25 protein-coding genes are annotated in these 23,997 nt (G+C 61.2%); 13 read left to right on the top strand and 12 right to left on the bottom strand.

What is annotated here, in order from left to right; translation table 11 throughout:
* Positions 1-94 precede the first annotated feature (94 nt).
* The 8 genes from CIW50_RS03625 to CIW50_RS03590 all read left to right on the top strand — a co-directional run bounded on the left by CIW50_RS03625 (position 95) and on the right by CIW50_RS03590 (position 6,716).
* Positions 95-706 (top strand): sigma-70 family RNA polymerase sigma factor, encoded by a 612-nt coding sequence (locus CIW50_RS03625; RefSeq protein ID WP_149529872.1) that lies wholly within the window; start codon positions 95-97, stop codon positions 704-706.
* 208 nt (positions 707-914) lie between these two features.
* Complete coding sequence (locus CIW50_RS03620; protein WP_149529871.1) at positions 915-1,604, top strand: cytochrome c biogenesis CcdA family protein; 690 nt, start codon at positions 915-917, stop codon at positions 1,602-1,604.
* Between the two features lie 24 nt (positions 1,605-1,628).
* Complete coding sequence (locus CIW50_RS03615) at positions 1,629-2,180, top strand: thioredoxin family protein (protein WP_149529870.1); 552 nt, start codon at positions 1,629-1,631, stop codon at positions 2,178-2,180.
* A gap of 80 nt (positions 2,181-2,260) precedes the next feature.
* Positions 2,261-3,670 carry a cytochrome ubiquinol oxidase subunit I gene (locus CIW50_RS03610; RefSeq protein WP_149529869.1) on the top strand — a complete coding sequence of 470 codons (1,410 nt, stop codon included), beginning with the start codon at positions 2,261-2,263 and terminating at the stop codon, positions 3,668-3,670.
* Positions 3,667-4,668, top strand: coding sequence for a cytochrome d ubiquinol oxidase subunit II (gene cydB, locus CIW50_RS03605; RefSeq protein WP_149529868.1), 1,002 nt, complete (start codon positions 3,667-3,669; stop codon positions 4,666-4,668). The genes CIW50_RS03610 and cydB overlap by 4 nt, the downstream gene beginning before the upstream one ends.
* A complete protein-coding gene (locus tag CIW50_RS03600; RefSeq protein WP_149529867.1) occupies positions 4,668-4,817 on the top strand; it encodes a DUF2474 domain-containing protein in 150 nt (49 codons plus the stop codon). Before cydB ends, CIW50_RS03600 begins: the two co-directional genes overlap by 1 nt.
* Before the next feature lie 161 nt (positions 4,818-4,978).
* Complete coding sequence (locus CIW50_RS03595) at positions 4,979-5,581, top strand: L,D-transpeptidase (RefSeq protein ID WP_149529866.1); 603 nt, start codon at positions 4,979-4,981, stop codon at positions 5,579-5,581.
* 94 nt (positions 5,582-5,675) lie between these two features.
* The gene (locus tag CIW50_RS03590; protein WP_149529865.1) at positions 5,676-6,716 is read left to right on the top strand and encodes an amino acid ABC transporter substrate-binding protein; all 1,041 of its coding nucleotides are present in this window, start codon (positions 5,676-5,678) and stop codon (positions 6,714-6,716) included.
* 55 nt (positions 6,717-6,771) lie between these two features.
* Here the strand turns inward: CIW50_RS03590 and CIW50_RS03585 are convergent, their stop codons facing one another.
* Both CIW50_RS03585 and CIW50_RS03580 read right to left on the bottom strand, forming a co-directional pair.
* On the bottom strand, positions 6,772-7,908 hold the full coding sequence (locus CIW50_RS03585; protein ID WP_149529864.1) for an acyl-CoA dehydrogenase family protein: 1,137 nt from the start codon (positions 7,906-7,908) through the stop codon (positions 6,772-6,774).
* A gap of 144 nt (positions 7,909-8,052) precedes the next feature.
* Complete coding sequence (locus tag CIW50_RS03580) at positions 8,053-9,237, bottom strand: acyl-CoA dehydrogenase family protein (RefSeq protein WP_149529863.1); 1,185 nt, start codon at positions 9,235-9,237, stop codon at positions 8,053-8,055.
* A gap of 178 nt (positions 9,238-9,415) precedes the next feature.
* Between CIW50_RS03580 and CIW50_RS03575 the strand changes: the two genes are divergently transcribed.
* Together CIW50_RS03575 and CIW50_RS03570 are read left to right on the top strand one after the other, a co-directional pair.
* The gene (locus CIW50_RS03575; RefSeq protein ID WP_149529862.1) at positions 9,416-9,961 is read left to right on the top strand and encodes a carboxymuconolactone decarboxylase family protein; all 546 of its coding nucleotides are present in this window, start codon (positions 9,416-9,418) and stop codon (positions 9,959-9,961) included.
* Positions 9,962-10,103: 142 nt separating this feature from the next.
* Complete coding sequence (locus tag CIW50_RS03570) at positions 10,104-10,601, top strand: VOC family protein (RefSeq protein WP_149529861.1); 498 nt, start codon at positions 10,104-10,106, stop codon at positions 10,599-10,601.
* Here CIW50_RS03570 and CIW50_RS03565 read toward each other — a convergent pair.
* Positions 10,598-11,836 carry an MFS transporter gene (locus CIW50_RS03565; RefSeq protein WP_149529860.1) on the bottom strand — a complete coding sequence of 413 codons (1,239 nt, stop codon included), beginning with the start codon at positions 11,834-11,836 and terminating at the stop codon, positions 10,598-10,600. The two genes, CIW50_RS03570 and CIW50_RS03565, sit on opposite strands and share 4 nt — an antisense overlap.
* 214 nt (positions 11,837-12,050) lie before the next feature.
* Between CIW50_RS03565 and CIW50_RS03560 the strand changes: the two genes are divergently transcribed.
* A complete protein-coding gene (locus CIW50_RS03560; RefSeq protein WP_089263491.1) occupies positions 12,051-12,605 on the top strand; it encodes an ActR/PrrA/RegA family redox response regulator transcription factor in 555 nt (184 codons plus the stop codon).
* 14 nt (positions 12,606-12,619) lie between these two features.
* On the opposite strand, the gene CIW50_RS03555 is transcribed toward CIW50_RS03560, so the two are convergent.
* Entirely contained in the window at positions 12,620-13,114 is a 495-nt protein-coding gene (locus CIW50_RS03555; protein ID WP_149529859.1) for an MmcB family DNA repair protein, read from the bottom strand.
* Positions 13,115-13,262: 148 nt separating this feature from the next.
* Here CIW50_RS03555 and CIW50_RS03550 point away from each other — a divergent pair, with 148 nt between their 5' ends.
* Positions 13,263-14,387 (top strand): vWA domain-containing protein, encoded by a 1,125-nt coding sequence (locus CIW50_RS03550; RefSeq protein WP_149529858.1) that lies wholly within the window; start codon positions 13,263-13,265, stop codon positions 14,385-14,387.
* 198 nt (positions 14,388-14,585) lie between these two features.
* Complete coding sequence (locus CIW50_RS03545; protein WP_149529857.1) at positions 14,586-15,254, top strand: MBL fold metallo-hydrolase; 669 nt, start codon at positions 14,586-14,588, stop codon at positions 15,252-15,254.
* Positions 15,255-15,342: 88 nt separating this feature from the next.
* Here CIW50_RS03545 and CIW50_RS03540 read toward each other — a convergent pair whose 3' ends face one another.
* The 8 genes from CIW50_RS03540 to CIW50_RS03505 all read right to left on the bottom strand — a co-directional run bounded on the left by CIW50_RS03540 (position 15,343) and on the right by CIW50_RS03505 (position 23,971).
* Positions 15,343-15,594, bottom strand: a complete 252-nt coding sequence (locus CIW50_RS03540; protein ID WP_149529856.1) for a hypothetical protein — start codon at positions 15,592-15,594, stop codon at positions 15,343-15,345.
* Positions 15,595-15,660: 66 nt separating this feature from the next.
* Entirely contained in the window at positions 15,661-16,632 is a 972-nt protein-coding gene (locus CIW50_RS03535; protein WP_246664123.1) for an acyl-CoA desaturase, read from the bottom strand.
* 167 nt (positions 16,633-16,799) lie between these two features.
* Positions 16,800-17,219, bottom strand: a complete 420-nt coding sequence (locus CIW50_RS03530) for a DUF1236 domain-containing protein (protein ID WP_149529855.1) — start codon at positions 17,217-17,219, stop codon at positions 16,800-16,802.
* Positions 17,220-17,413: 194 nt separating this feature from the next.
* Complete coding sequence (locus CIW50_RS03525) at positions 17,414-19,903, bottom strand: PAS domain-containing hybrid sensor histidine kinase/response regulator family protein (RefSeq protein WP_149529854.1); 2,490 nt, start codon at positions 19,901-19,903, stop codon at positions 17,414-17,416.
* Between the two features lie 100 nt (positions 19,904-20,003).
* A complete protein-coding gene (locus CIW50_RS03520) occupies positions 20,004-21,191 on the bottom strand; it encodes an extracellular catalytic domain type 1 short-chain-length polyhydroxyalkanoate depolymerase (protein ID WP_172980201.1) in 1,188 nt (395 codons plus the stop codon).
* A 209-nt stretch (positions 21,192-21,400) separates the two neighbouring features.
* On the bottom strand, positions 21,401-21,649 hold the full coding sequence (locus tag CIW50_RS29315) for a pentapeptide MXKDX repeat protein (RefSeq protein ID WP_197738342.1): 249 nt from the start codon (positions 21,647-21,649) through the stop codon (positions 21,401-21,403).
* A gap of 104 nt (positions 21,650-21,753) precedes the next feature.
* Positions 21,754-23,151, bottom strand: a complete 1,398-nt coding sequence (gene chrA / locus CIW50_RS03510) for a chromate efflux transporter (protein WP_149529852.1) — start codon at positions 23,149-23,151, stop codon at positions 21,754-21,756.
* 1 nt (position 23,152) lies between these two features.
* The gene (locus CIW50_RS03505; RefSeq protein WP_149529851.1) at positions 23,153-23,971 is read right to left on the bottom strand and encodes a chromate resistance protein ChrB domain-containing protein; all 819 of its coding nucleotides are present in this window, start codon (positions 23,969-23,971) and stop codon (positions 23,153-23,155) included.
* Positions 23,972-23,997 lie beyond the last annotated feature (26 nt).

Genomic DNA, 23,997 nt, shown 5'->3' with positions numbered 1-23,997 from the left:
CCATTTTCCGCTTTTGAAGCAGACGCCCTGAAACCCGGGCTCCTTAACAATCCTCCCAACGAAGCCGCCACGCGGTCTCTTACGGGAGTTAGCCATGCAGAACGTCATCGCCCTCAATGCCGCCGGTCAGCAGGGTATCATTACAGCCCGCGCCACCTCGGACGAGATGCTGCTGGAGAATATCGCTGGTGGCGACCGCTCGGCGATGCACACGCTCTATGCCCGGCACAATGTGCGGGTCTATCGTTTCGTTCTCCGCATGCTGCGTGACACGTCAGCGGCGGAAGATCTGGTCAGCCAGGTATTCCTCGATGTGTGGCGGACCGCCAGCCAGTTCGAAGGCCGCTCGCAGGTCTCCACCTGGTTGTTGTCGATCGCACGTTTCAAGGCGCTGACTGCGCTGCGGCAGCGCAAGTATGAAGACATCGACCAGGACGATGTCATGGAAATCGCCGACCAGGCCGATACACCCGAGGCATCGCTCGATCGCAGCCGCACCAGCGCCATTCTCCGAGCCTGTGTCGCCAAGCTGTCGCCGGCACATCGCGAGATCGTCAACCTCGTCTATTATCACGAGAAGTCAGTTGAAGAGGTCGCCAGCATGATCGGCATCCCGGCTTCGACGGTAAAGACCCGCATGTTCTATGCCCGCAAACAGCTCGCCGATCTTCTGAAGACCGCCGGCATCGATAGCATCGCAGCGTAATCCGTATTCGTTCCGCGTTTCCTCCCCGAGTAAACCTCCAGCGACCCGGACGGGATGCCCCCTTCCGGGTCGTTCTTTATCTGACCATATAAGCGAGAACACGAACACGTGACGCCCGCCGCGTAACATCCGCCCAGCATCAGCCGAAGACCATCTAGCGCGCGTCATGCCAACAGGCCTGATCGCCGACGCTGGATGGATAAGACCGATGCTCAATCTTCTGCTCGCTGTGCTTGCCGGCATCGTAACGATCGCAACGCCCTGCACGCTCCCCGTCTTGCCGATCCTGCTCGGCTCGTCTGTAGGTCAGACCAGCCGGATTCGCCCGGCGCTGATCGCCTTCGGCTTCGTGGTGTCGTTCTCGGCCGTTGCGTTGCTGCTTGGCGGGCTGACACAAATCTTCGACTTCGATCCGAATATCCTGCGGACCGCTGCCGCAGTGCTTCTGCTCGGCTTTGGACTGCTGATGATCTTCCCGACGCCCTTCGAATGGTTGATGGGCCGGATCGGTGGGCTCGCCGGCCATTCCGCCACCACGGATCTCAGCAATTTGGGTGGCTTCGTGCTTGGCACCACGCTGGGCCTGGTCTGGACGCCCTGTGCCGGCCCGGTCCTCGGCTCGATCCTCACCATCATCGCGACATCAAAGGATATCGCTTGGGCGAGCATGCTTCTCATTGCGTACGCGATCGGTGCAGCCATCCCGATGCTGATCATTGCCTATGGCGGACAGGCCGTCACGGCGCGCGTGCGCAGCCTCGCCCGCATCACGCCCCGGCTGCAGCAGGCCTTCGGCGTCATCGTGATCGGTTTCGCGATCGCCTCCTACTTTCAGTACGACACGCTGATAGTCGCGTGGCTGACAGGATTTTACCCAAGCGGCCAGATTGGCCTTTGACACCCTGAGACAATGGAGATCGCCATGACGATACGTTCGCTCGCGACATCAGCCTCACTGATCGCGCTATGCCTGTTTGGCGCGACAGCACCGGGATTTAGCGCCGAAACCTTACCGGTACAGATGGCTGCCGTACAAGGCAGTGCGCCGAATTTTACCGGCATCAGCAACTGGTTCAATTCAGCGCCGCTCGATATCAAGGACCTGCGCGGCAAGGTCGTGCTGGTGGACTTTTGGACCTACGGCTGCATCAACTGCGTCAACACGCTGCCGCATGTCACAGCGCTTCACGCCAAATACAAGGATCGCGGTCTCGTCATTGTCGGCGTGCACACGCCTGAGTTCCCGTTCGAGAAATCCGCTAGCAACGTGCAGAACGCATTGAAGCGCCACGGCATCACCTATCCGGTGGCGCAGGACAATGAGTCCAGGACCTGGAACGCCTACAGCAACCGCTATTGGCCTGCGCAATATATCGTCGACCAGAGTGGACAAATTGTCTACCAGCATGACGGCGAAGGCCAATACGAGCAGATGGATAGTATTATCAAGAAGTTGCTGAGCGCGAGCAGCTAACGCGACAAACCCGCGTATAGTAGGCTTGGCGAGAACAGCGTGATAGCATCCGTCCAGTACGTAGAATTGGACGGATGCAGATGTTCGAAGGCTTTGACCCCGTCATATTAGCCCGAGCGCAATTTGCGTTCACGATGTCATTTCACATCATCTTTCCCGCGTTCTCGATCGGGCTCGCGAGCTATCTCGCGGTGCTCGAAGCACTATGGCTGTGGACCGGGCGCGACGTCTTCCTCAACCTGTTCAATTACTGGCTCAAGATCTTCGCCGTGGCCTTCGGCATGGGCGTGGTCTCGGGCATCGTGATGTCCTACCAGTTCGGCACCAACTGGTCGGCCTTCTCCGACAAGGCAGGACCGATTATCGGCCCGCTGATGGCCTATGAAGTCCTCACCGCCTTCTTCCTCGAAGCGGGGTTTCTCGGCGTCATGCTGTTTGGGCTTCAACGCGTTGGCCCCAGACTGCATTTCTTCGCCACGCTGATGGTCGCAATTGGGACGCTGTTTTCGGCGTTCTGGATTCTCTCGGCGAATTCCTGGATGCAGACGCCAGCCGGCTACAGCATCAATGACGCCGGTCAATTTGTTGCGGCCGACTGGTGGAAGGTGATCTTTAATCCGTCCTTCCCGTATCGGCTCGTGCATATGGTGCTGGCGGCCTATCTGACCACGGCGTTCGTGGTGGGCGCGGTCGGCGCCTGGCATCTGCTCAAGGATACGCGCCTGCCCGGCCCGCGCGTGATGTTTTCCATGGCGATGTGGATGGCCACTCTGGTCGCGCCGCTGCAGATTCTTGCCGGCGATCAGCACGGCCTCAACACGCTCGAGCACCAGCCAACCAAGATCATGGCCATGGAAGGTCATTTCGAGAGCCATCCCCATGGTGCGCCGCTGATCCTGTTCGGCATCCCGAGCCAAGCCGAAGGCAAAGTGAACTATGCCATCGAAGTGCCCAAACTCGGATCGCTGATCCTGAAGCACGACCTGAATGCGCCGATGGCCGGGCTCGATACGGTTCCGCGCGAAAACTGGCCGCCGGTGCCGGTGACCTTCTGGTCGTTCCGCATCATGGTCGGCATCGGCTTCCTGATGCTGGGACTGGGACTGCTCAGCCTGTTCATGCGCTTCCGCGGCAAATTCTATGAGTCGCGGCTCCTGCACGGCTTCGCGCTTGCCATGGGACCAGCCGGCTTCATTGCCGTGCTGGCGGGCTGGGTGACAACCGAAACCGGCCGGCAACCCTTCACCGTGTTCGGCCTGTTGCGGACAAGCGATTCAGTCTCGCCACTCGCGGCGCCGGCCGTTGCATCGTCGCTGATCGCATTTGCCATCGTCTATTTCCTGGTCTTCGCAGCAGGCACGATCTATCTGCTGCGGCTCATGGCCGTGCCGCCGCATCATGACGAGCAAGGCCCAGCCGGCCACGTGCCGAGCCATGCAGCAGGCATTACGCCGGCTGTCGGCGCAACCGCATCGGGGCACGCGTCATGATCGATATCGCGGTCATCTGGGCGTTCATCATCGCCTTTGCCGTTTTCGTCTATGTCGTCATGGACGGCTTCGATCTCGGCCTCGGCATGCTGTTTCCGCTATTTCCGAAGAAGGAAGACCGCGACGTCATGATGAATTCGGTCGCCCCGGTCTGGGACGGCAACGAGACCTGGCTGGTGCTCGGCGGCGGCGGGCTGATGGCCGCGTTTCCGCTGGCCTATGCGGTGCTGATGCCCGCGCTCTATACGCCGATGATCGTGATGTTGCTGGGCCTCGTGTTTCGCGGCGTCGCATTCGAGTTCCGCTGGCGCACCACGCGTGAGCGAAATCTGTGGGACATCGCCTTTGCCGGCGGATCGCTGATGGCCACACTGGCGCAGGGCGTGGCGCTCGGCGCAATCCTGCAGGGCATCGTCGTCAACGGCCGGCATTATGGTGGCGGCTGGTGGGACTGGCTGACACCGTTCAGCGTCCTCACCGGCCTCGCGCTGATGGCCGGCTATGGCCTGCTCGGCGCCACCTGGCTGGTGATGAAGACCGAAGGTGAGCTCCGCGATCAGGCCTATCGGCTGAGCTGGTGGCTGCTGTTCGCCATGCTCGCCGCCATCGGCCTCGTCAGCATCGCGACGCCATTTCTGGATGCCGAATATGCAAGGCGCTGGTTCGCCTGGCCCAACCTCATCCTGACCGCGCCGGTGCCGATCGCCGTCGCTGCCGTCACCGCGCTGTTGATGCGCAGCCTCGCCGCCAAAAAGGACTACCGGCCGTTCTTCCTGTCGCTGCTGCTGTTCGCGCTATCCTATGCGGGATTGGGCATCAGCATGTGGCCCTATATCGTGCCGCGCAGCATCACCATCTGGCAGGCAGCGTCCCCCGACAACAGTCTGCATTTCATGAGCTACGGCGTCGCCGTGCTGGTGCCGATCATCCTCGGCTACACCGCATGGGCCTATTACGTGTTTCGCGGCAAGGTTCGCGCCGGTGCCGGCTATCACTGATGAATCCTGCACCGCGGCAAAAGCCCGATTCTTTGGACAAGCGCCCGCTGATGCAGCGCCTGCTGTGGTTCATAGCGCTGTGGCTCGGCGGCGTCGCCAGCGTCACGCTTCTCAGCTATGCGCTGCGCCTCTGGATCGCGCCGAAATAAACACGGCGGCTTTTAATCAAATCGTCACCCGCGGCCGGCAAGACTTGCGCGCGAACCCAGCGCGCATGCGCAGCACTGTTGCAGTGCCTCATGATTTCATGTTCCCGTGATTTGGCTGGGGTGGTACAGAATTAACGGACGCAAAAACGGAGTTCCCTGCGATGATCAACATCCGCCGCCTGCTTGGGCTTCAGGTTATCGTCGCAGCCGGTCTGATGTTGTCGATCACGCAAGGCTTCGCCCAGCAGCCGCGTGCAGATGTCGGTGACGAGCCTGGGCTGATGGCCGACGACTCCGTTCAGCTTGAGCCGGAGTTCCAGAAGCAGATGGTGCTGTACCGCACCACCGAGGCGCCGGGCACCATCATTATCTCGACCGCCGACCGCCATCTCTACGTGGTGCAGGGCAATGGCCGCGCGCTGCGTTACGGCATCGGCGTCGGCCGCGACGGCTTCCAGTGGCAGGGGCTCTTAAAGATCTCGCGCAAGGCCGAGTGGCCGGACTGGACACCGCCGCCGGAAATGATCGCACGCCAGCCCTATCTGCCGCGCTTCATGGCAGGCGGCCCCGGCAATCCGCTCGGCGCCCGCGCGCTCTATCTCGGCGCCACCGTCTATCGCATCCACGGCACCAACCGGCCCGACACCATCGGCACCGCCGTGTCGTCCGGCTGCTTCCGGTTGGTCAATGCGGATGTCGCCGATCTCTATGAGCGGATCCCTGTGGGCACCAAGGTCATCGTGCGTCAGAAACCTGAAATCTGAGCCCGAAATATGAGCCTGCGCGGTCGCGCAGCTCTTCGATCCAACTTTTCTCTGACATACCTTTCACCGACGATGGGGCGGACTACTCATGGGGATGAAGCGGACTTTCACGACCGGACTGGCCATCGGCCTAGTGGTTGCCACTGCAGTGGCTGCAGCTGCGATCACCTATGAGCGCTACGACACCAAGACGCTGAAGCGCACAGTCAAACGCGACGCCGTGCTGTGCGGCGTCAACACCGGCCTGCCGGGCTTCTCGTCTCCGGATGCGCAGGGCAACTGGACCGGCTTCGATGTCGACTTCTGCCGGGCCGTCGCCGCAGCGATCTTCAACGATCCGAAGAAGGTGACCTTCGTCCCGCTCGACGCGTCAGACCGCTTCAAGGAACTGCAGAGCCGCAAGGTCGACATCCTGTCGCGCAACTCCACCTGGAGCATGTCGCGCGAAACCAATTACGATCTCTATTTCCCCGCCGTATCCTACTATGACGGCCAGGGCTTCATGGTGCCGAAGTCCCGCAAGATCGATTCCGCGCTGGAGCTCGATGGTAGCAAGGTCTGCGTCCAGGACAGCACCACGACGGCGCTGAACCTCGCCGACTACTTCCGCAGCAACAATATCAAATATACCGAAGTGAAGCTTCCCAAGCTGGACGATGTCCTCAAGGCCTATAATTCCGGCCAGTGCGACACCTTCACGGCGGATGCCTCGCAGCTCTATGCGCTGCGCATGACCATGAGCAAGCCCGACGATCACGTCGTCCTGCCTGACGTCATCTCCAAGGAACCGCTGGCGCCGGTCGTGCGTCAGCGCGACGACGACTGGATGATGATCGTGAAGTGGACGCTCTACGCCATGATCAATGCCGAGGAACTCGGCATCACCTCGAAGAATATCGACGAAGCCTTGAAGTCCAAGAAGCCCGACGTGATGCGTCTGGTCGGCACCGAAGGCGCCTACGGCGAAGACCTCAGCCTCTCCAAGGACTGGGCCGCGCGCATCATCCGCCATGTCGGCAATTACGGCGAAGTCTATGACCGCAACATAGGCGAAGGCTCGAAGCTGAAGATCCCGCGCGGACTGAACCAGATCTGGAGCGCCGGCGGCATCCAATACGCGCCGCCGATCAGGTAAACTGCTTCTTCCTTACCTCTCCCCGCAAAGAGCGGGGAGAGGCCAGAAGAGCCCCTCAATAATTCTTCAGCCGCGCCAGTTGATCCGCGTGGTAATTGCTGTCCCCCAGCAATTCCTGACAGACCCGCGCGCGCTTCATGAAGAAGCCGATGTCGAACTGGTCGGTCATGCCCATGCCGCCATGCATCTGCACGCCTTCCTGCACAGCCAGCGTCGCCGTGGTACCGGCCTTGGCCTTGGCGACGGCAATCGCAGCCGGCGCCGTCGGCGCGCCGTCATCAATGAGCTGCAGCGCCTTCAGCACCGCCGCGCGGGTGACTTCGATCTCGGTGTAAAGATGCGCGGCGCGATGCTGCAGCGCCTGGAATTCACCGATCAGTTTGCCGAACTGCTTGCGCTCCTTGAGATAGGTCACGGTGCGACCGAAGACTTCGTCTGACAGGCCGACCATCTCCGCAGCGACGGCGCCGCGGCCGATATTCAGCACGCTGTCCAGCAACGCGTTACCCTGATCGACATCGCCGAGTACGCTGTCAGCCGTGACCTCCACATTCTCGAACGTGATCCGCGCCGCATTATGCGAATCCACCATCGCGGTGCGCTCAAGCGCGATACCCTTGGCCTTCGGATCGACCAGAAACAGCGTGAGCCCGTCACGCTCGCCCGGCGTACCTGCGCTGCGCGCCGCGACAATCAGAAGATCAGCGGTGTGACCATCGATGACGAAGGCCTTCGCACCATTCAGCTTGAAGCCGTTGCCTGAGCGCGCGGCCTTCATCGCCGTCTGCAGCGGGCGATGCTTCGCGCCTTCGTCGATGGCAAGCGCGGTCAGCAGCGCACCATTGGCGATTTTTGTCAGGTATTCCGACTTCTGCGCGGCGCTGCCGCCCTTCAGCGCCGAGACACCGAGTACGCCCGTGGACAGGAACGGCGACGGCATCAGCGTGCGGCCGATTTCCTCCATCACCACGCCGGCTTCGACGGCACCTAACCCGCTGCCGCCGAATGCTTCCGGCACCAGCAGCCCGGAAAAACCCATTTCGGAAAACGTTCGCCAGTAGTCGTGTGAAAAGCCGGCCGCGTCCTTTGCATCGCGCAGCTGCCGGAAATGACTGATCGGCGCCTTGTCGCCGATGAAGCCGCGGGCGCTGTCGCGCAGCATGGTCTGTTCTTCGTTGAGGAGGAGAGGCATGGGTGTGATCCGAAATTTGAGAGCTAAGGTGCTAGTTGCTCGTCATTGCGAGGAACGAAGTGACGCGGCAATCCAGAAACAACGAAGGAAGGAAGAACTGGATTGCTTCGCTGCGCTCGCAACGACGGTGGAGCGGCCGGCGTGTCACGCCCCCGGCAAATCCAGAATGCGCTTGGCAACGATCCCCAACATCACCTCGCTGGTGCCGCCTTCGATCGAATTCGCCTTGGTGCGTAACCACGCTCGCGGACGTGCGCCTTCATGCGAGCGCTGACTTTCCCATTCCAGCGCATCGATGCCACCTGATGACATCAGGATTTCGTGGCGACGCTTGTTGAGTTCGGTGCCGTAATACTTCATTGCCGACGAAAATGCCGGATGCGCCTGCCCGGCCTTGGCCAGATCGACCGCGCGCTCTGCTGCGCACGCCAGTGCCGCTTCATCGACTTCGAAGCTGGCGATCTGCCCGCGCAGCATCGCGTCATCGAGACGGCCCTGCGCATCGGCGCCGATGGAGTCGGCAGCGATCTGGCCGAGCGGCCGGCCGGCGCCGCGCTCGCCCATGCCGGAGATCATCGCCCGTTCGTGCTGCAGCAGATATTTCGCGACATCCCAGCCGCGATCGACGGTGCCGAGTACATGCGACTTCGGCACGCGGACATTGTCGAAGAAGGTTTCGCAGAAGGGTGACTTGCCGGAGATCAGCAGGATCGGCTTGGTTGAGACGCCCTTCGACGCCATGTCGAACAGGATGAAACTGATGCCGTCATGCTTCTTGCCGGATGCATCGGTACGCACCAGGCAAAATATCCAGTCGGCGTAATTTGCGTAGGACGTCCAGATCTTCTGACCAGTGATGAGATAATCATCGCCGTCGCTCTCGGCGCGTGTCTGCAACGAAGCCAGATCGGAGCCCGCATTGGGTTCGGAATAGCCCTGGCACCAGCGGATCAGACCCGCAGCGATCTTCGGCAGATGCTCCTGCTTCTGCGCATCGGTGCCGTATTTCAGCAGCGCCGGCCCGAGCATGGAAATGCCGAACGACACCAGCGGCAGGCGGGCCGAGATCGCTGCCATTTCCTGCCGCAGGATTTTGGTTTGCTCGCCATCGAGTCCCCCGCCGCCATATTCCTTTGGCCAATGCGGCACGGTCCAGCCCTTGTCGCGCATCCGCTCGAACCAGACACGCTGCGGCTCCGATGAATATTTCGCATTGCGGCCGCCCCAGAAAGTATCCTCGTCCGAGCTCATCGGCTTGCGCATTTCGGGCGGGCAATTGGCCTCGAGCCAGGCGCGGGTATCGCTGCGGAATTGTTCGAGATCCGACATCAGGGTTTCCATCCACTTTGGCGCAGGATGCTGGCGCATCTGCTTTGTTGTTACCGGCGAGCTTACTCGCCAGTTCGTGGAATTCAATGGCCTGCTGCGAGGCGCATAGAGTGTGGCCAGCACCGGAATTCCGGTGTATCGCGGAAGCACAACGAACAAAAATACACAAGGAAACAACATGCGCATCAAGCTGCTTTCGCCTGGCGAAATGTCCGAGGATCAAAAGTCGATCTATGACGAGTCGATCGCCAGCAAGCGAGGACGCCCGCCGGAGCCGATGATGGCCTGGCTCGCCAGCCCGAACATGGCGCGGCATGCGGCGCGCCTCGGCGCCTTTCTCCGCTACGACACCACGCTGACACCCGCGCATGCCGAGCTGGCGATCCTCGTCACCGCCCGGCACTGGACCGCGCATTTCGAATGGTATGCGCACAAGAGGATGGCGCTCGATGGCGGCCTCGACTCCGCAATCATCGAAGACATCAAGAACCGGCGGACACCAACCTTCAGCGAAAAGAAGGCACGGGTGATCTATGATGTCGCCAAATCGCTGCACGAAGCGCAGGGCCTCTCCAAACCGCTCTATGACGAAGCTAACGAGACACTAGGCGCGCAAGGCCTCGTCGAGATCATCGGGTTGTGCGGCTATTACACGATGGTCTCGATGACGCTGAACACCTACGAGTTCGGCCTCCCGGACGGGCTGGTCTCCGAGCTTGCATAGACAGCACCCGTTGGGGATGGATGAAGCGCAGCGAGACCCATCTATCCAGTTTCCGGAAACGATGGGTTTCGCTGGGATGCTCTACCCATCCTGCGATGCCGTGACTAAATCTTCCTGAGCGTCACCCATTCAGGAGCTTTCCATGCCCGACCAAACCCGACCTATCCCTGCAGGCACACGGATCGGGCATGTTCATCTGAAGGTTGCCGATCTCGAGCGCGCGCTCGGCTTCTACCGCGATGTGCTCGGCTTTCAGGTCAAGGCGCGCTATGGCGATCAGGCCGTGTTCATCGCCGCCGGCGATTACCATCACCACATCGGCCTCAATACCTGGGAGAGCAAAGGCGGCCAGCCGCCGGCGCCCGGCACTACTGGACTCTTTCACACCGCCATCCTGTATCCAACCCGCGCAGCTCTGGCCGATGCCCTGCACCGCGTGCTCTCGGCCGGCATCCAGCTCGACGGCGCCAGCGACCACGGCGTCAGTGAGGCGCTCTATCTGCGCGATCCCGACCAGAATGGCGTCGAGCTGTATTGGGATCGCCCCGAGGCGGATTGGCCGCGGGACGGCAACGGCGGCATTGCGATGTTTACGAAGCGGCTGGATGTTGAGGACCTGCTGAAACAGCGGGTGAGCTAGATGCTCGCCCTTTTCCCCCGCACCATGATCAACACGGCCGCGGCCACCTGCAACGCCATGCAGACATAAAACGGCACGGCATAACTGCCCGAAAGATCGCGCAGCCAGCCGACGATGCCCGGGCCGAAAGCGTAAGTGATCTGCGTCGCCGCCGTGATCAGGCTGACCAGCACGCCGAACGACCGCGCATCGAATTCGCGCTGTACGATCAGCGCCGGCAGCGTGATGAGATTGCCAACCGAAAAACCGAACAGCGCGCAGGCGAAGAACAACAGCGCCTCATTGCGCGAATTGATGACGATCGCGAGCGCGACGCCCTGACTGAGAAACGACAGCGCCGAGGCCAGTCGCTGGTTGAGCCGGTCGATTACAGTCGAGAACAGCACTCGCCCGACCACCGCCATCAATGTCAGCAGCGATACCGCAGCCGCCGCACGTTCGCGGCCGACCACCGGATCGAGAAACGAGATCAGGTGAACGATGAAGCCGACCTGCGCAAATAATCCGAACGCAAAAGCAATGGTGAGCGTCAGGAACGCCACGTCGCGCATCGCCGCCGCGCGAATGCGTGTCGAGGATGGCGCGGCAGCCGTCGCGGCAGCGCCACCCTGCGCGGCGGATGCTGCGCGATGCGGTGGATGACCGACGAAGACGATGATCACCGGGACGAGCAGTACCAACATTGCGACAGCTGCGGCGATGGTCGCGCCGCCAAAGCCGAAAGCATTGCTCGCCGCCACCATCAGAGGCACGCCGACGATGCCGCCGAAGCTCGCACCATTCAGCGCAAGGCTGATGGCCATGCCGCGCTTCTTGTCGAACCACAGACCAAGCGTGTTGGTGATCGCACCGAGGCTGGTGCCGGCCCAACCGAATGCGAGCAGCACATTCACCGCATAGAGCTGCCAGGGCGAGGTGATCTGTCCAAGCAGGATGGTAGCAAACGCCATCACGCCGACACCCGCCAGCAGACAGTTGCGGGGCCCGAGTGCACGCATCGCCTCGCTCACGAATGCGACCAGCAATGCGCCAACAAGATAGAAGAAGGTTGTGGCCGTAGCGATGGTCGAGGCCGGCCAGCCATGTACGCGTTGGAGTTCCGCAAGATAGACGCTCTGACCATAGAAGCCGAGTGCCCAGCCGAATGTTGCGAGCAGGAAACAAACACCAACGATGCGCCAGCCGTCGTAACGTGCCGATGTTTCGTCATTCACCTTGGTTGAAGTCGCGTCCATTCCGGATCTGCTTTCATTACGTTTCGTCCATCATGCTGCTCTGCGACAACACGCCGCGCTGATGTACCATCCTGATTGGAATTAACCACCCGTTTTACCGGCCAAAACACGTCTGGATTAACTTCACAATCAAGCCATTCAAAACTTCACACCCTTGGCAGCTGCATTCAGCAGCGCCATATGGTAGGGTATTGAACATGGAGGATTGTGAACCGTGAATGCGCTCGCCGAAGTGACTGAACAGACCGACCGCTCGCTCCTGATCGTGGAGGACGACAAGCCGTTTCTGGAGCGTCTTTCGCGTGCGATGGAAACACGCGGCTTCACGGTCACGTCCTGCGACTCGGTTTCCGAAGGTCTCGCCCAGATCAGCAAATCGGCGCCCGCTTTTGCCGTAGTTGATCTTCGTCTCGGTGATGGCAACGGCCTCGACGTCGTGTCGGCATTGAAGCAGCAGCGTCCCGATGCGCGCGCCATCGTGCTCACCGGCTATGGCAACATCGCCACAGCCGTGACCGCGGTGAAGATGGGCGCCGTCGATTATCTATCGAAGCCGGCCGATGCCGATGACGTCGTTGCGGCGCTGCTCGCGATCGATAACGACAAGTCCGAATTGCCGAACAACCCGATGTCGGCCGACCGCGTACGCTGGGAACACATCCAGCGCATCTATGAGATGTGCAATCGCAACGTCTCGGAGACTGCGCGTCGTTTGAACATGCATCGCCGTACGCTGCAGCGCATTCTCGCCAAGCGCGCGCCACGCTGAGCCTTCTCTAAAAGCTAGATTTCGTTCGGCAGGGCTGCATGACCTTGAGGGTCGTGCAGCCTGTTCAGTCTGTGCGCCGCGGTCATCGCAAAGCGCAGCATCATGCCCTTGCGCGTCGGCGCCGGCAGGCGATGCTCCGGTGCGTCGCAATGCACATGCGCTCCATAGGCATCCGCGACGATCAGGCCGGTGTCGCCGGGAAAAATCTCGCAGGGCAGATCCTGCGTGAAGGCGAAAAACAGCCGGTCGCAATGAGCGCGATAGTCCGGCCATTTCTGATCCGCCCGCAAATCCTCGATCGATGACTTGATCTCGACGATCCAGATATCGCCGCGCTCATTCAGCGCGACCAAATCCGCACGCCGTCCGGACGGCAGCGGCAATTCGCTCACGCACGAAAACCCGAGCGATCGCAATAGCCTGATGGTGCCGCGCGCAATCGCCAGCGCGGTCTCCGACTGGCGACGATCGAAAATCAGCGCGGGGGTGTGAACGGCATTCGATTCCATGGCGACAAACTTAGCCGATTTCGGCGGGATCGCCCATCACGTCTCCCGCAAGTCAGCCGCACGAGAGTCGCAAGCCGGACGCAAGTTTTCCGCAAGCGACGACGTGCGCCGAAAATCATCGCTGCAGCCCGGATTACGGAGATATCCCATGAGCTTAGCCCATCTCGGTCGCGTTGCCCTGCTTGCGGCTGCCGCAACTTTGCCGCAAGCGATTTTCGCCGGTTCGGCGCAGGCCAAGCCGACCGTCGAGGTCGCCTTCGTACTCGACACCACCGGTTCCATGAGTGGGCTGATCGAGGGCGCCAAGCGTAAGATCTGGTCGATCGCAACCACGATCCTCGACAGCAATCCCGACGCCGACATCCGCATGGGCCTCGTCGCCTATCGCGACATCGGCGACGAATACGTCACCAGGTCCTTCGAGCTCACCACTGACATCCAGGATCTCTATGCCAACCTGCTGCAGGTGCGCGCGCAGGGCGGCGGCGACTGGCCGGAAAGCGTCAACGAGGCGCTGGATGTCGCCGTCAACAAACTGCAATGGACCAAGGGCAATGACGCACGCCGGGTCGTCTTCCTGGTGGGCGATGCGCCGCCGCATATGGACTACGCGCAGGACACGAAATACATGACCACGCTCGATGTCGCGAAGCAGAAGGACATCATCGTCAACGCCGTGCTGGCTGGGGGCGCCCGCGATACCGAGAAGGTCTGGCGCGATGTCGCGCAGCGCGGTGATGGCCGTTTCATTGCGATCCCTCAGGACGGCGGTCAGGTGGTCATCATCGAGACGCCGTATGACGAGGAGATCATTATTTTGCAGAACGACATCAACAAGACGGTGATCCCCTACGGCCCCCGCGCGCTACAGAAGCGCACGGAAACCCAGACACGGCAGCTGTCGGAAGTTGCGGCCGCAGCACCGGCCTCGGCCTCCGACATGGCGAGCTACATCAATAAGCGCGCGAAAGTATCGTCGGAAGCCGTCACCGGCGGTGGCGATCTCGTCAGCGATGTCTCAGCCGGCAAGCAGAAGCTCGACAGCGTGAAAGAGGATGAGCTGCCGGAGGCCATTCGCAAATTGTCGCCGCAGCAACGCGTTGATAAGCTCGGCAAGCAGATGAAGGATCGCAAGGCGCTGAACGACAAACTGACCGCGCTGGTAGCGAAGCGCGATGCCTATCTCATAACCCAGCGCGACAAGGCGCCAGCAAAGGCATCGTCCTTCGATCGCGAGGTGGAGGCGACGCTGAAGGTACAGTTGAAGAAATAATTTATCTCAATTGTCATCCCCGCGAAAGCGGGGATCCAGTAGAAGCAGGCGTCACGTTTTCATCACGGAAACCGGCGTTTACCGGGTCGCCCGGTCCAAGCGCGCAATTGCGCGCCAGGCCGGGCGATGACGGCGGGAGCATGTTGCAAATTTTGCTTTTCCCCTTTTCTCGCCCGCAAAAATCAGCATTGTGGCGCGATGACAGATGAAACCGCACATAAAGCCCAGGCCGGGGGCACCATCATTCCGGTGACCCTGTTTCAGCAGAACTGCATGTTGCTGTGGGATGAAGCCACGCGGCAGGCCGTGGTGATCGACCCCGGCGGCGACGTGCCGTTGATCCTGGATGCCATTGCCAAGGCCAATGTGAAGGTTGAGCAGATCTGGCTGACCCACGGCCATATCGATCATGTAGGCGGCGCCGACGAACTGCGTGAGGCGCTGAAGGTCGAGATCATCGGTCCGCATATCGCCGACGAGTTCCTGCTCGATCATGTCGAGGACAGCGGTGCGAAATACGGCATGACCGGTACCCGCAACTTCAAGCCGGACCGCTGGCTCAACGAAGGTGACAGCGTCAGCGTCGGCGGCCTCTCCTTCGATATCCTGCACTGCCCCGGTCATTCGCCTGGCAGCGTGGTGTATTACAGCAAGGCGATGAAATTCGCCCATGTCGGCGACGTCCTGTTCGCAGGCTCGGTCGGGCGCACGGATTTCCCCGGTTGCAGCCACGAGGCGCTGATCAATTCGATCACGACCAAGCTGCTGCCGCTTGGCGACGATGTCGGCTTCATCTGCGGTCACGGCCCGGGGTCCAGCATCGGCCAGGAGCGCATGACCAATCCGTTCCTCACCGGCCAGGCATAATTTCGCCATGGCAGCGCTCTGCCACCTCGCCCCGTGGGGATAGAGTGATCGAGCTCGGCGATGTGGTTCCACGCTTACGGATCAGGCTTTAGCCGGCTTGGCCGGGATCGACCCAGTCGTCGATCTGCGATGCGGCAATGGTGCGCTTCGGCTGGTGCGGGTTGAGTGTGCCGGCCGTCGCAGTCCAGCCCTTGGCCAGGATTTCCCGGGCGAACAGCTTCGCATCGATTTCGGACTTGAAGGTCCTGGTCGTGCGGACGCCGCCAATAACGCGGGTATCGGACCTCACTGATTTGTCCGGGCCAAATGCCACGTACCAGATATCGGGCTTCGTCATCATGGTGGCATAACGCCAATTGTGACGAAAAGTTGCACCTCGTGTGGCATGGCCGAACGCGAACTCTCGTCAGCTTTTTTTCATATGCCGCGGCTGAACAATGTCAGATACCAGCCCGAGCTTCTCCAGCAGGCGAATAGTCAGGTAGGTCGTATCAAACTCCCACCAGCGATGACCGTGACGCGCTGAGCGCTGGTCGGCATGATGGTTGTTATGCCAGCCCTCGCCATGGGCGAGGTAGCCAATGAGCAGGTTGTTACGACTATCCTCATCGGTCGCGTAGTTGCGATAGCCCCAGATGTGCGTCACCGAATTGACTGCCCAGGTCTGATGCCAGACGAAGACGGTTCGCACGAAGACCGCCCAGATGACGATGCTGAGAGCGAACTGCACCGCCTCGGACCATGAGCCACCCCACAGTAGTTTGCCTGCGAGGCCCGCAAAGAAGAAAGCATTGATCTGGATGAGCAGGATTTTCAACTGCCAGAGATTGCGTTCCAGCGCGACATAGAACGGATCGCGCAGAACGTCCTTCGCATAACGCTCATAAATGCCAAGGCGGGAGAGATCCGGATTCTTCACCAGCAGCCAGCCGACATGGCCCCAGAAGAAGCCGGCGAGCGGACTGTGCGGGTCCGGTTGTTCGTCGGACTTCTCGTGATGACGGCGATGAATGGCCACCCAACGCGCCGGCGTATCCTCGGCACAGCAGATCGCCACGACAACGAAGGCGTGCTCCAGCCATTTCGGGCACTTGAAGCCGCGATGCGTCAGCAGCCGGTGATAACCGATATTGATGCCGATGAGGCCGAACAACCGCGCTGCGATGACCGCCACAATCACCGCTGTCCAGTTGAAGAACATCGGCATCAGCGCGAGCAGTGCGAGTGCGTGAAAGGTAGCGATGGTGAGCGTATTGAGCCAGTCGATCCGATAAGGCTGCACGCCGTCCGGCAACGCGAGACCTGCCTCGGTACGATCGGCAAGGGGAATGTCCAGTGCGATGGCAGGGGCGATCTGATCGCGATTGCTGGCGGCCATCGTTCTCCGCATCCGGGCGATTGATCGCCGCGTGGTGCTCGTGTGATTCCCCGGCACTTCTCTACGCGAGAACATCGGGGCTGACCATAGACACGCTGTCAGCAATAAGGCGGAACAAAACAGACCGCCCAAAGGCGGCCTGTTCGATAAGTCATTTATTGATCGGCCTAATCGATCACTTCGACAATGCGGTGGGTGCGCGGCTCGACGAGAACCGTGCGACCATTGACCACGGTGTAGCGGTATTCACGGGCGGAGTTATATTCGGCGGGAACCTCGTAATAGGTCACACCGCTCTCCGGCAACACGGCACCGACACGGACTTCGTTGCTATAGGTGTAGGACGGGCGACGCTGTTCCACGACATAGTTACGGAAACGCGGACGATCGTCGACGCCAAGCACACCGGCGACACCACCGACGACACCACCGATGGTGCCACCAACGATAGCGCCAACAGGGCCGGCAGCGCGCTCGCCATCGCGCGCACCACGCTCAATACCTCCGGGAACACCCTGAGCCTGAGCAATAGCGGGAAGAGCCATCACGGCAACGACGGCAGCGGTTCCAAGAAGACGGCGGATCATGATGATCTCCAGTTCTGATTGATCGGTATTGCGCCGATACAAGTTCGCGGTCGCACATTGGTTCCGGCGATTGAACTGTCCGAACACGCGCGCAGCGGCTGAAATATCGGGAGATGTATGGAACCGAAAGCTACGCCTTTTATTTTGACGCGCTTTCTTGACGCGAACCGCTATCCACTCCGCTTGAAAACGCTTTAGTTCGTGACCATCGCGCGGATGCGCCGCGAGAGATTGTCCAGGTCGAACGGCTTGGTGATCATTTCCATGCCGGGCAGCAGAAAGCCCTTCGCCATGGCAACGCTTTCCGCATAACCGGTAATGAACAGGATCTTCAAATCCGGCCGCGTCTCGCGCGCCTGATCGGCGAGTTGACGGCCGTTCATCCCGGGCAGGCCGACATCGGTAACCAGCAGATCGATCTGCGGCGTCTCGCGCAGGACCCGCAGGCCCGATGGCCCATCGACAGCTTCGAGCACGCGATAGCCTTCGTCCCGCAGCATCTCGATGATGACCGAGCGCACCACCGGCTCATCCTCAACCACCAGTACGGCTTCACCGGCAGCGATATGCTGATCGCCCTTCAGCGGATCGGCATCGCGTGCGGCAGCGTCTCCCTCGTGGCGCGGCAGATACAGTTTCACGGCCGTCCCGACACCGAGCCTGCTGTCGATGCTCACATGTCCATTGGACTGACGCGCGAAGCCGTAGATCATCGACAGGCCGAGGCCCGTGCCCTGCCCGATCGGCTTTGTCGTGAAGAACGGATCGAAGGCGCGGGCCACCACCTCCGGACTCATGCCCGTACCAGTATCGCTCACGCTAATGCAGATATAGTCGCCGGGCGTCAGGGCCGGCGCATCGGCATTGATGGCATCGACGCGCACATTCCGCGTCGCGATCTCCAGGTGGCCGCCATCAGGCATCGCGTCGCGCGCATTGATCGCCAGATTGAGCAGTGCGCTCTCCAGCTGGTTCGGATCGCACAGCGTGCACCACAGATCCGGTGCCGCAGCGATATCGAGATCCAGCGTCTCACCAATGGTTCGGCGCAACAGATCTTCCAGCGACACGACCAGCGCATTGGCATCGACGCTTTTCGGAATCAGCGGCTGCCGCCGCGCGAAGGCCAGCAACCGATGCGTCAGCGCCGCTGCACGATTGGCCGAGGTCATCGCAGCGTCGATATAGCGCGCGATATTGTCGGTGCGGCCCTGACCGAGCCGCGTCTGCATCAGGTCGAGCGAGCCGACGATGCCCGTGAGCAGATTGTTGAAATCATGCGCGATGCCGCCGGTGAGCTGACCGACGGCCTCCATCTTCTGCGACTGCCGCAGCGCCTCTTCAGTACTTTTGAGGCGCTCGGCGGCGGCCTTCTCGGCAGTAATATCGCGCGCCACGCAATAGATCTGGTTCCGATCCGGCACCGCCGTCCAGGATAGCCAGCGATATGAGCCATCCCTGTGGCGGAAGCGATTCTCGAAGCGGATCGTCAGTTGACCGGCGGCCAGCTTGTCGATCTCGGCCATCGTCCTGGCTTGGTCCTCGGGATGTTCGAGCCAGCGCGAGGTCTTGTTCAGCAGCTCCGCTTCGCTCCAACCGAGCGTGCGTGTCCAGGCAGGATTAACCGTTCGCCAGATACCGTCGTAATCGGCGACCATCAGCAGGTCCTGCGATACGCTCCAGATCCGGTCGCGCTCGCGCGTCTTGTCGCGCACGCGCTGCTCCAGCGTTTCATTGAGATCCGCAAGCTTTGCCGCGAGCTGCCGCGCTTCTTCTTCGCTCTTGCGCAGCGCCTGCTCGGCTAGCACCTGATCGGTCACATCCGTATGCGCGCCGACCAGCCGCAGCGGCTTGCCCGCTTCATCGCGCTCGATATAGGACCGCACTGAAATCCAGCGGGTCTGGCCATCGCTCGGGCGAATGATGCGATACTGCACCGCGTAATCGCGCACGCCGCTTTCCACGGCCTCGCGAAATTTCTGCTCAGTCGCTTCGCGATCCTCGGGATGGATACGGCGTACCCAATCCTCATGTGACTCGTTGGCGGCCTCCGGCGGCAGACCGTGAACGATCAGATATTCAGGCGAACGGCGATTGCGAAAGCCGGTGCGCAGATCGACTTCGAGGCCACCGATCTGGCCGATCTGCTGCACGCGCGCGAGCTCGGCCTCGCGCTCACGCAAAGCGATGTTAACTTTGTAATCTTCCGTGACGTCCCGGCAGATCACCAGCACGCCGCCAACGCCGCCATCGAGGTCGAGCGGACTATAGCCATAGGTCCAGTAGCTATTTTCCAGTTTCCCGTTTCGGGTCATCGGCACCAGTTGGTGCTCGTGCCAAGTGGCGCCGAGTCCGCTCATCACGTGCTCGATCTGCGGACCGATGATGGGCCAGATCTCGCGCCAAAATTCGCGGCCACGACTCCCCAGCGCACGCGAATGCTGTTGTGCATCCATCGTCTCGCTATAGGCATCGTTGTAAAACTGGATGAGCTCTGGCCCCCACCAGATGAACATCGGATGGCGCGTATTGAGGACGATACGGATCGCGGTGCGCAAACCTTGCGCCCAGGTATCCGGCGTGCCGAGCGGGCTGTTCGCCCAGTCGTAAGCACGCATGTGCGCGCCCATCTCGCCGCCACCGGCAAGGAAATCGACTGAGTTCGATGAGTGGACATCCAACATGCGCGGGCAATCGGTACGCAAGACTCGTCTGACGTATCTTGAGAACTTAGCGCCCTGTCAGACCCGGCGCAAATCGTCGCCGATCACCCCGTGTTACTCGTCAGGGTGACTTGATGAGACCGGCAGCCGTAAGTGCCCGGGTAATGGCACCATTGATATCGAGGGCACGACGCCCTGCCGGATCGCGGCGTGCGGTGCGCCGATCATCTGCTACGCGCGGTTTCTGCGTCACCGACGAAACGATGGCATCCGCCGGAGCCGCGGGTTCCGCGGCAGCAGCTTCGACATTGCGTGGCGCGAGTTGCTTCGTCAGGCCGAAGAACTGCGCGATATGATAGGACGATGAGATGCCGGCTTCGAGCAGGAAGGCACCGGCGGCACCATAGGGCTCATCCTGTCCGGCAATCGCCAGCGGCGTGCCATGCGCCATATCGGTGATGGTGTAGGATTCCACGACAGTTTCGCCGTCAGTGTTCCACCACACCTCGCGCGGATAGCCATCGACATCCACGGCGGACATCGGTGCAGGCGGCAGGCCATGAAGATGGAGCCATTGCTTGACGATCTCGCCCGCATTGGCGGGGTTGACGGTGCGATCGGCACTGCCGTGCCAGACCGATACCTTCGGCCACGGCCCGGTATGGGGCGATGCCTTGCGCACGAGATTGCCGAGATCACTGGCGGGGCGCGATGCCGCGCGATACATGCCACTCAGTGCGTCCTGCATTGTGGTGGCGATACCATAGGGTAGACCCGCGATAATCGCGCCGGCCGCAAACACATCGGGATAGGTCGCCAGCATCACCGAGGTCATCGCACCGCCGGCCGACAGACCCGTGACGAAAATGCGCTTGCGGTCCACATCGTGGTCCACGGCCATCTGCTCGATCATCTCCCGGATCGAGAGCGCCTCGCCGCTGTCGCGGGCGATATCGTCGGCGCTGAACCAGTTGAAGCAGGCGTTACCGTTGTTGGATGACTTCTGCTCGGGCATGAGCAGCGCAAAGCCATAATGCTCGGCGAGGGCAGACCAGCCGGAGCCGGCATCATAGCCCGCCGCAGTCTGGGTGCACCCGTGCAGCACGACGACCAGCGCCGGCTTGGCGGTCAGCGTGGCTGGCACGTAGCTGAACATCCGGAGGTCGCCGGGATTGCTGCCGAAGCCCGTTGATTCGCTGATCGGGCTAGGGCCCGCAGCCGCACGGCCGCGCGCAATCCCCTCCAACGTGTTGATTCCAGGCAGTTTCGGGAGGTTCCGGAGGAAATCGATATTATCGGCGAGAGACACGGCAACTCCTGGGTCGTCAGGCTTATACAACAGCACCGCCGACATATGGTTGCTGCACTGCAAAATAAAACAAATACGGTTTCAATATACCTATCAACCAAATGAGAGGCGCCACTGACGCTTCAAATATTACCTATTTCGCAAAGGAAGCCCCGCACGCCCGACCTCATGTGGCTGGCCATGCGGGGTGAGGCGGGAGAATCGACGAGCTATTTCTTCATCTCGTTCTTCATCATGTGGTCTTTCTTCATGCCGTCCTTGTGCATGGAATCCTTCTTCGTGCCGTTGTTCGACATGCCTTGAGTGCCCGTCGCCCTGGATTCGCCGTCCTTGGCCGTCGTGCCGGTACCCATCTTGGTCGAATCCTGACCCGAGGGGCCGGTCGCCTGTGCGAAGGCTGCGAACGGGGTGGCGCCAATGGCCGTGGCGCAAATCGCAGCAAGCATGGTTTTCCGCATAGTCAGCTCCTGTTGAGTGAACAATGCCTCCAACGCCACGTCTTTCGAAACGTTCCTGTTCCGTCAGCCGCTATTTCATTCTCCAGCACACGGTTTCGCGATGGTCATACCAGGCCGGCGAGATGCAAAAGCACGCCCGTGCCTGCACAGGCCAACAGGATCTGCAGCAGACCAATCCTCAGATAAAATACCCCGAGCATGGCTGCGACCGACAACGCGACAGCCCATCCATTGACGCTGTGCAGAACCGGCATGTCGAAGCTGATTCCGAGCGCACGAACAGGTTTCACGTCGCGAAACATCGTGTGGATGGCGAACCATATCGCGAGGTTGAGGATGACGCCGACCACTGCGGCGGTAATCGCCGCCAGCGCGGCGCTCAGCGCACGGTTGCCACGAAGCGTTTCGACGAACGGCGCCCCGAGGAAAATCCAGAGAAAGCACGGCGCAAAGGTCACCCAGGTCGCGAGCAATCCACCAAGCGTGCCCGCCAGCAGCGGCGGCAACATCCCCGGTGCGCGGAAGGCAGCCATGAAGCCCACGAATTGCAGCACCATGATCAACGGACCAGGCGTGGTTTCGGCCATGCCGAGACCGTCGAGCATCTCGCCAGGCCGCAGCCAAGCGTAATGATCGACGGCCTGCTGCGCGACATAAGCGAGAACCGCATATGCACCGCCAAAGGTGACCATCGCCATCTTGGAGAAGAAAACGGCAATCTGGCTGAACACGTCGCCGCTACCGAGAGCTATGAGCAGCACAGCGACGGGCGTGAGCCACAGCACTAGCCAGACGGCCGCAACGACGAACGACTGCCGGACGCTCGGCCGGGCATGGGGAGGAAGCTGATCTCCAAGCAAACTATCAGCGTCGGCACCACCTGATGACCCGTGGCCCGCACTCACCGTGAAAGCCGGCAGGCCGGCCCGACCGCCGAGAAAGCCAATCGCCGCCGCACCGAAAACGATCACCGGGAACGGCACATCGAAAAAGAACAGCGCGACAAAGGCAATCGCCGCCAAAGCCCGCATCATGTTGTTCTTCAATGCGCGGCTACCGACCCGCACCACCGCCTGCAGCACGATCGCGAGCACTGCGGACTTCAAGCCGAAGAACAGCGCCGCGACGATGCCGACATTGCCGAATGCCGCATAGATCCAGCTCAGCACCATGATGCTGATCGCACCGGGAAGGATGAACAGCCCGCCGGCCATCAACCCGCCAGCGGTCCGGTGCATCAGCCAGCCGATATAAGTCGCAAGCTGCTGCGCTTCCGGACCGGGGAGCAGCATGCAGTAATTCAGCGCATGCAGAAACCGACTCTCCGACACCCAGCGCTTTTCGTCGACGAGGATGCGATGCATCACCGCGATCTGCCCGGCCGGACCGCCGAACGACAGCAGCGAGATGCGCAGCCAGACCGCGAAAGCCTCCGAGAAGGAAACGCCGTGGGTCTGCGGCTGGGGAATGGCCGGTGGTGTGACCGTAGTTGCTTCCGCCATCTCAAGCTTTCGTCTTTGCTGTAGGCCAGTTGTGGGTTTCGGCGCTCGCATCTCGGCACCAGCGATAGAACGCATCGTACAGATTCAGTCCAGCCTCAAGCTGCTCGAGATCGTCGGCATACATCCGCGACAGCCCGAGTGACGCCGCCAGCAGGCCCGGCGCTTCCGGGGCGAGATCGAGCCGCGCTGTATCCGCCGCGCGGACAATGGTAGCCAGCCGCAGCAACGGCGGCGTGGCGAGGCCGAATTCCTCGATCATCACATCGAAGGTACAGAGCTCGCCGCGATGGCTCCAGAACACGCCTTCGATATCGAAGGGCGCAGCATCGAATTTCTCGCCGACGGCCGACACTTCCGACGGCGCAACGAACATGAACAGCGCCGCCGGATCAATGAAACGCCGGATCAGCCAGGGACAGGCAATGCGGTCGATCTTTGGGCGTTCGCGCGTCACCCACAGGGTACGGCCCTGCGTGTTTTGCGGCGGTAACTTGCCGGTGGGAACGCGCGGCAGGCCTGCACTCTCCCATCCGAGATACCCGCCTTCCAGAACCTCTGCCGGGATACCGCCATCGCGCAGTAGCGCGGCAACGCCGTGACTGAGCTTGAGATCTTTCTGGCAGATCACCACGGCGGATCGACCGCGCAGCGCCGCGGCCCAACCATTCACGTCGCCGAATGGCCGCCGGACCGAACCTGGCAGGAGAAACGGCGACAGCGCGAAATCCTCGTCGGTGCGGACGTCGACGAGCGCGGGACATTTCGGGGTCCCGATCAGGCGAACGAGTTTTCCAACGGAAATGCTGTTAATCGATGACATGGCGCGTCCTTGCAGGAATGCGGGAC

This window comes from Tardiphaga sp. P9-11, assembly GCF_008329525.1.
Classification (GTDB): Bacteria; Pseudomonadota; Alphaproteobacteria; order Rhizobiales; family Xanthobacteraceae; genus Tardiphaga.
This window is presented reverse-complemented; position numbering and strand designations above follow the sequence as displayed.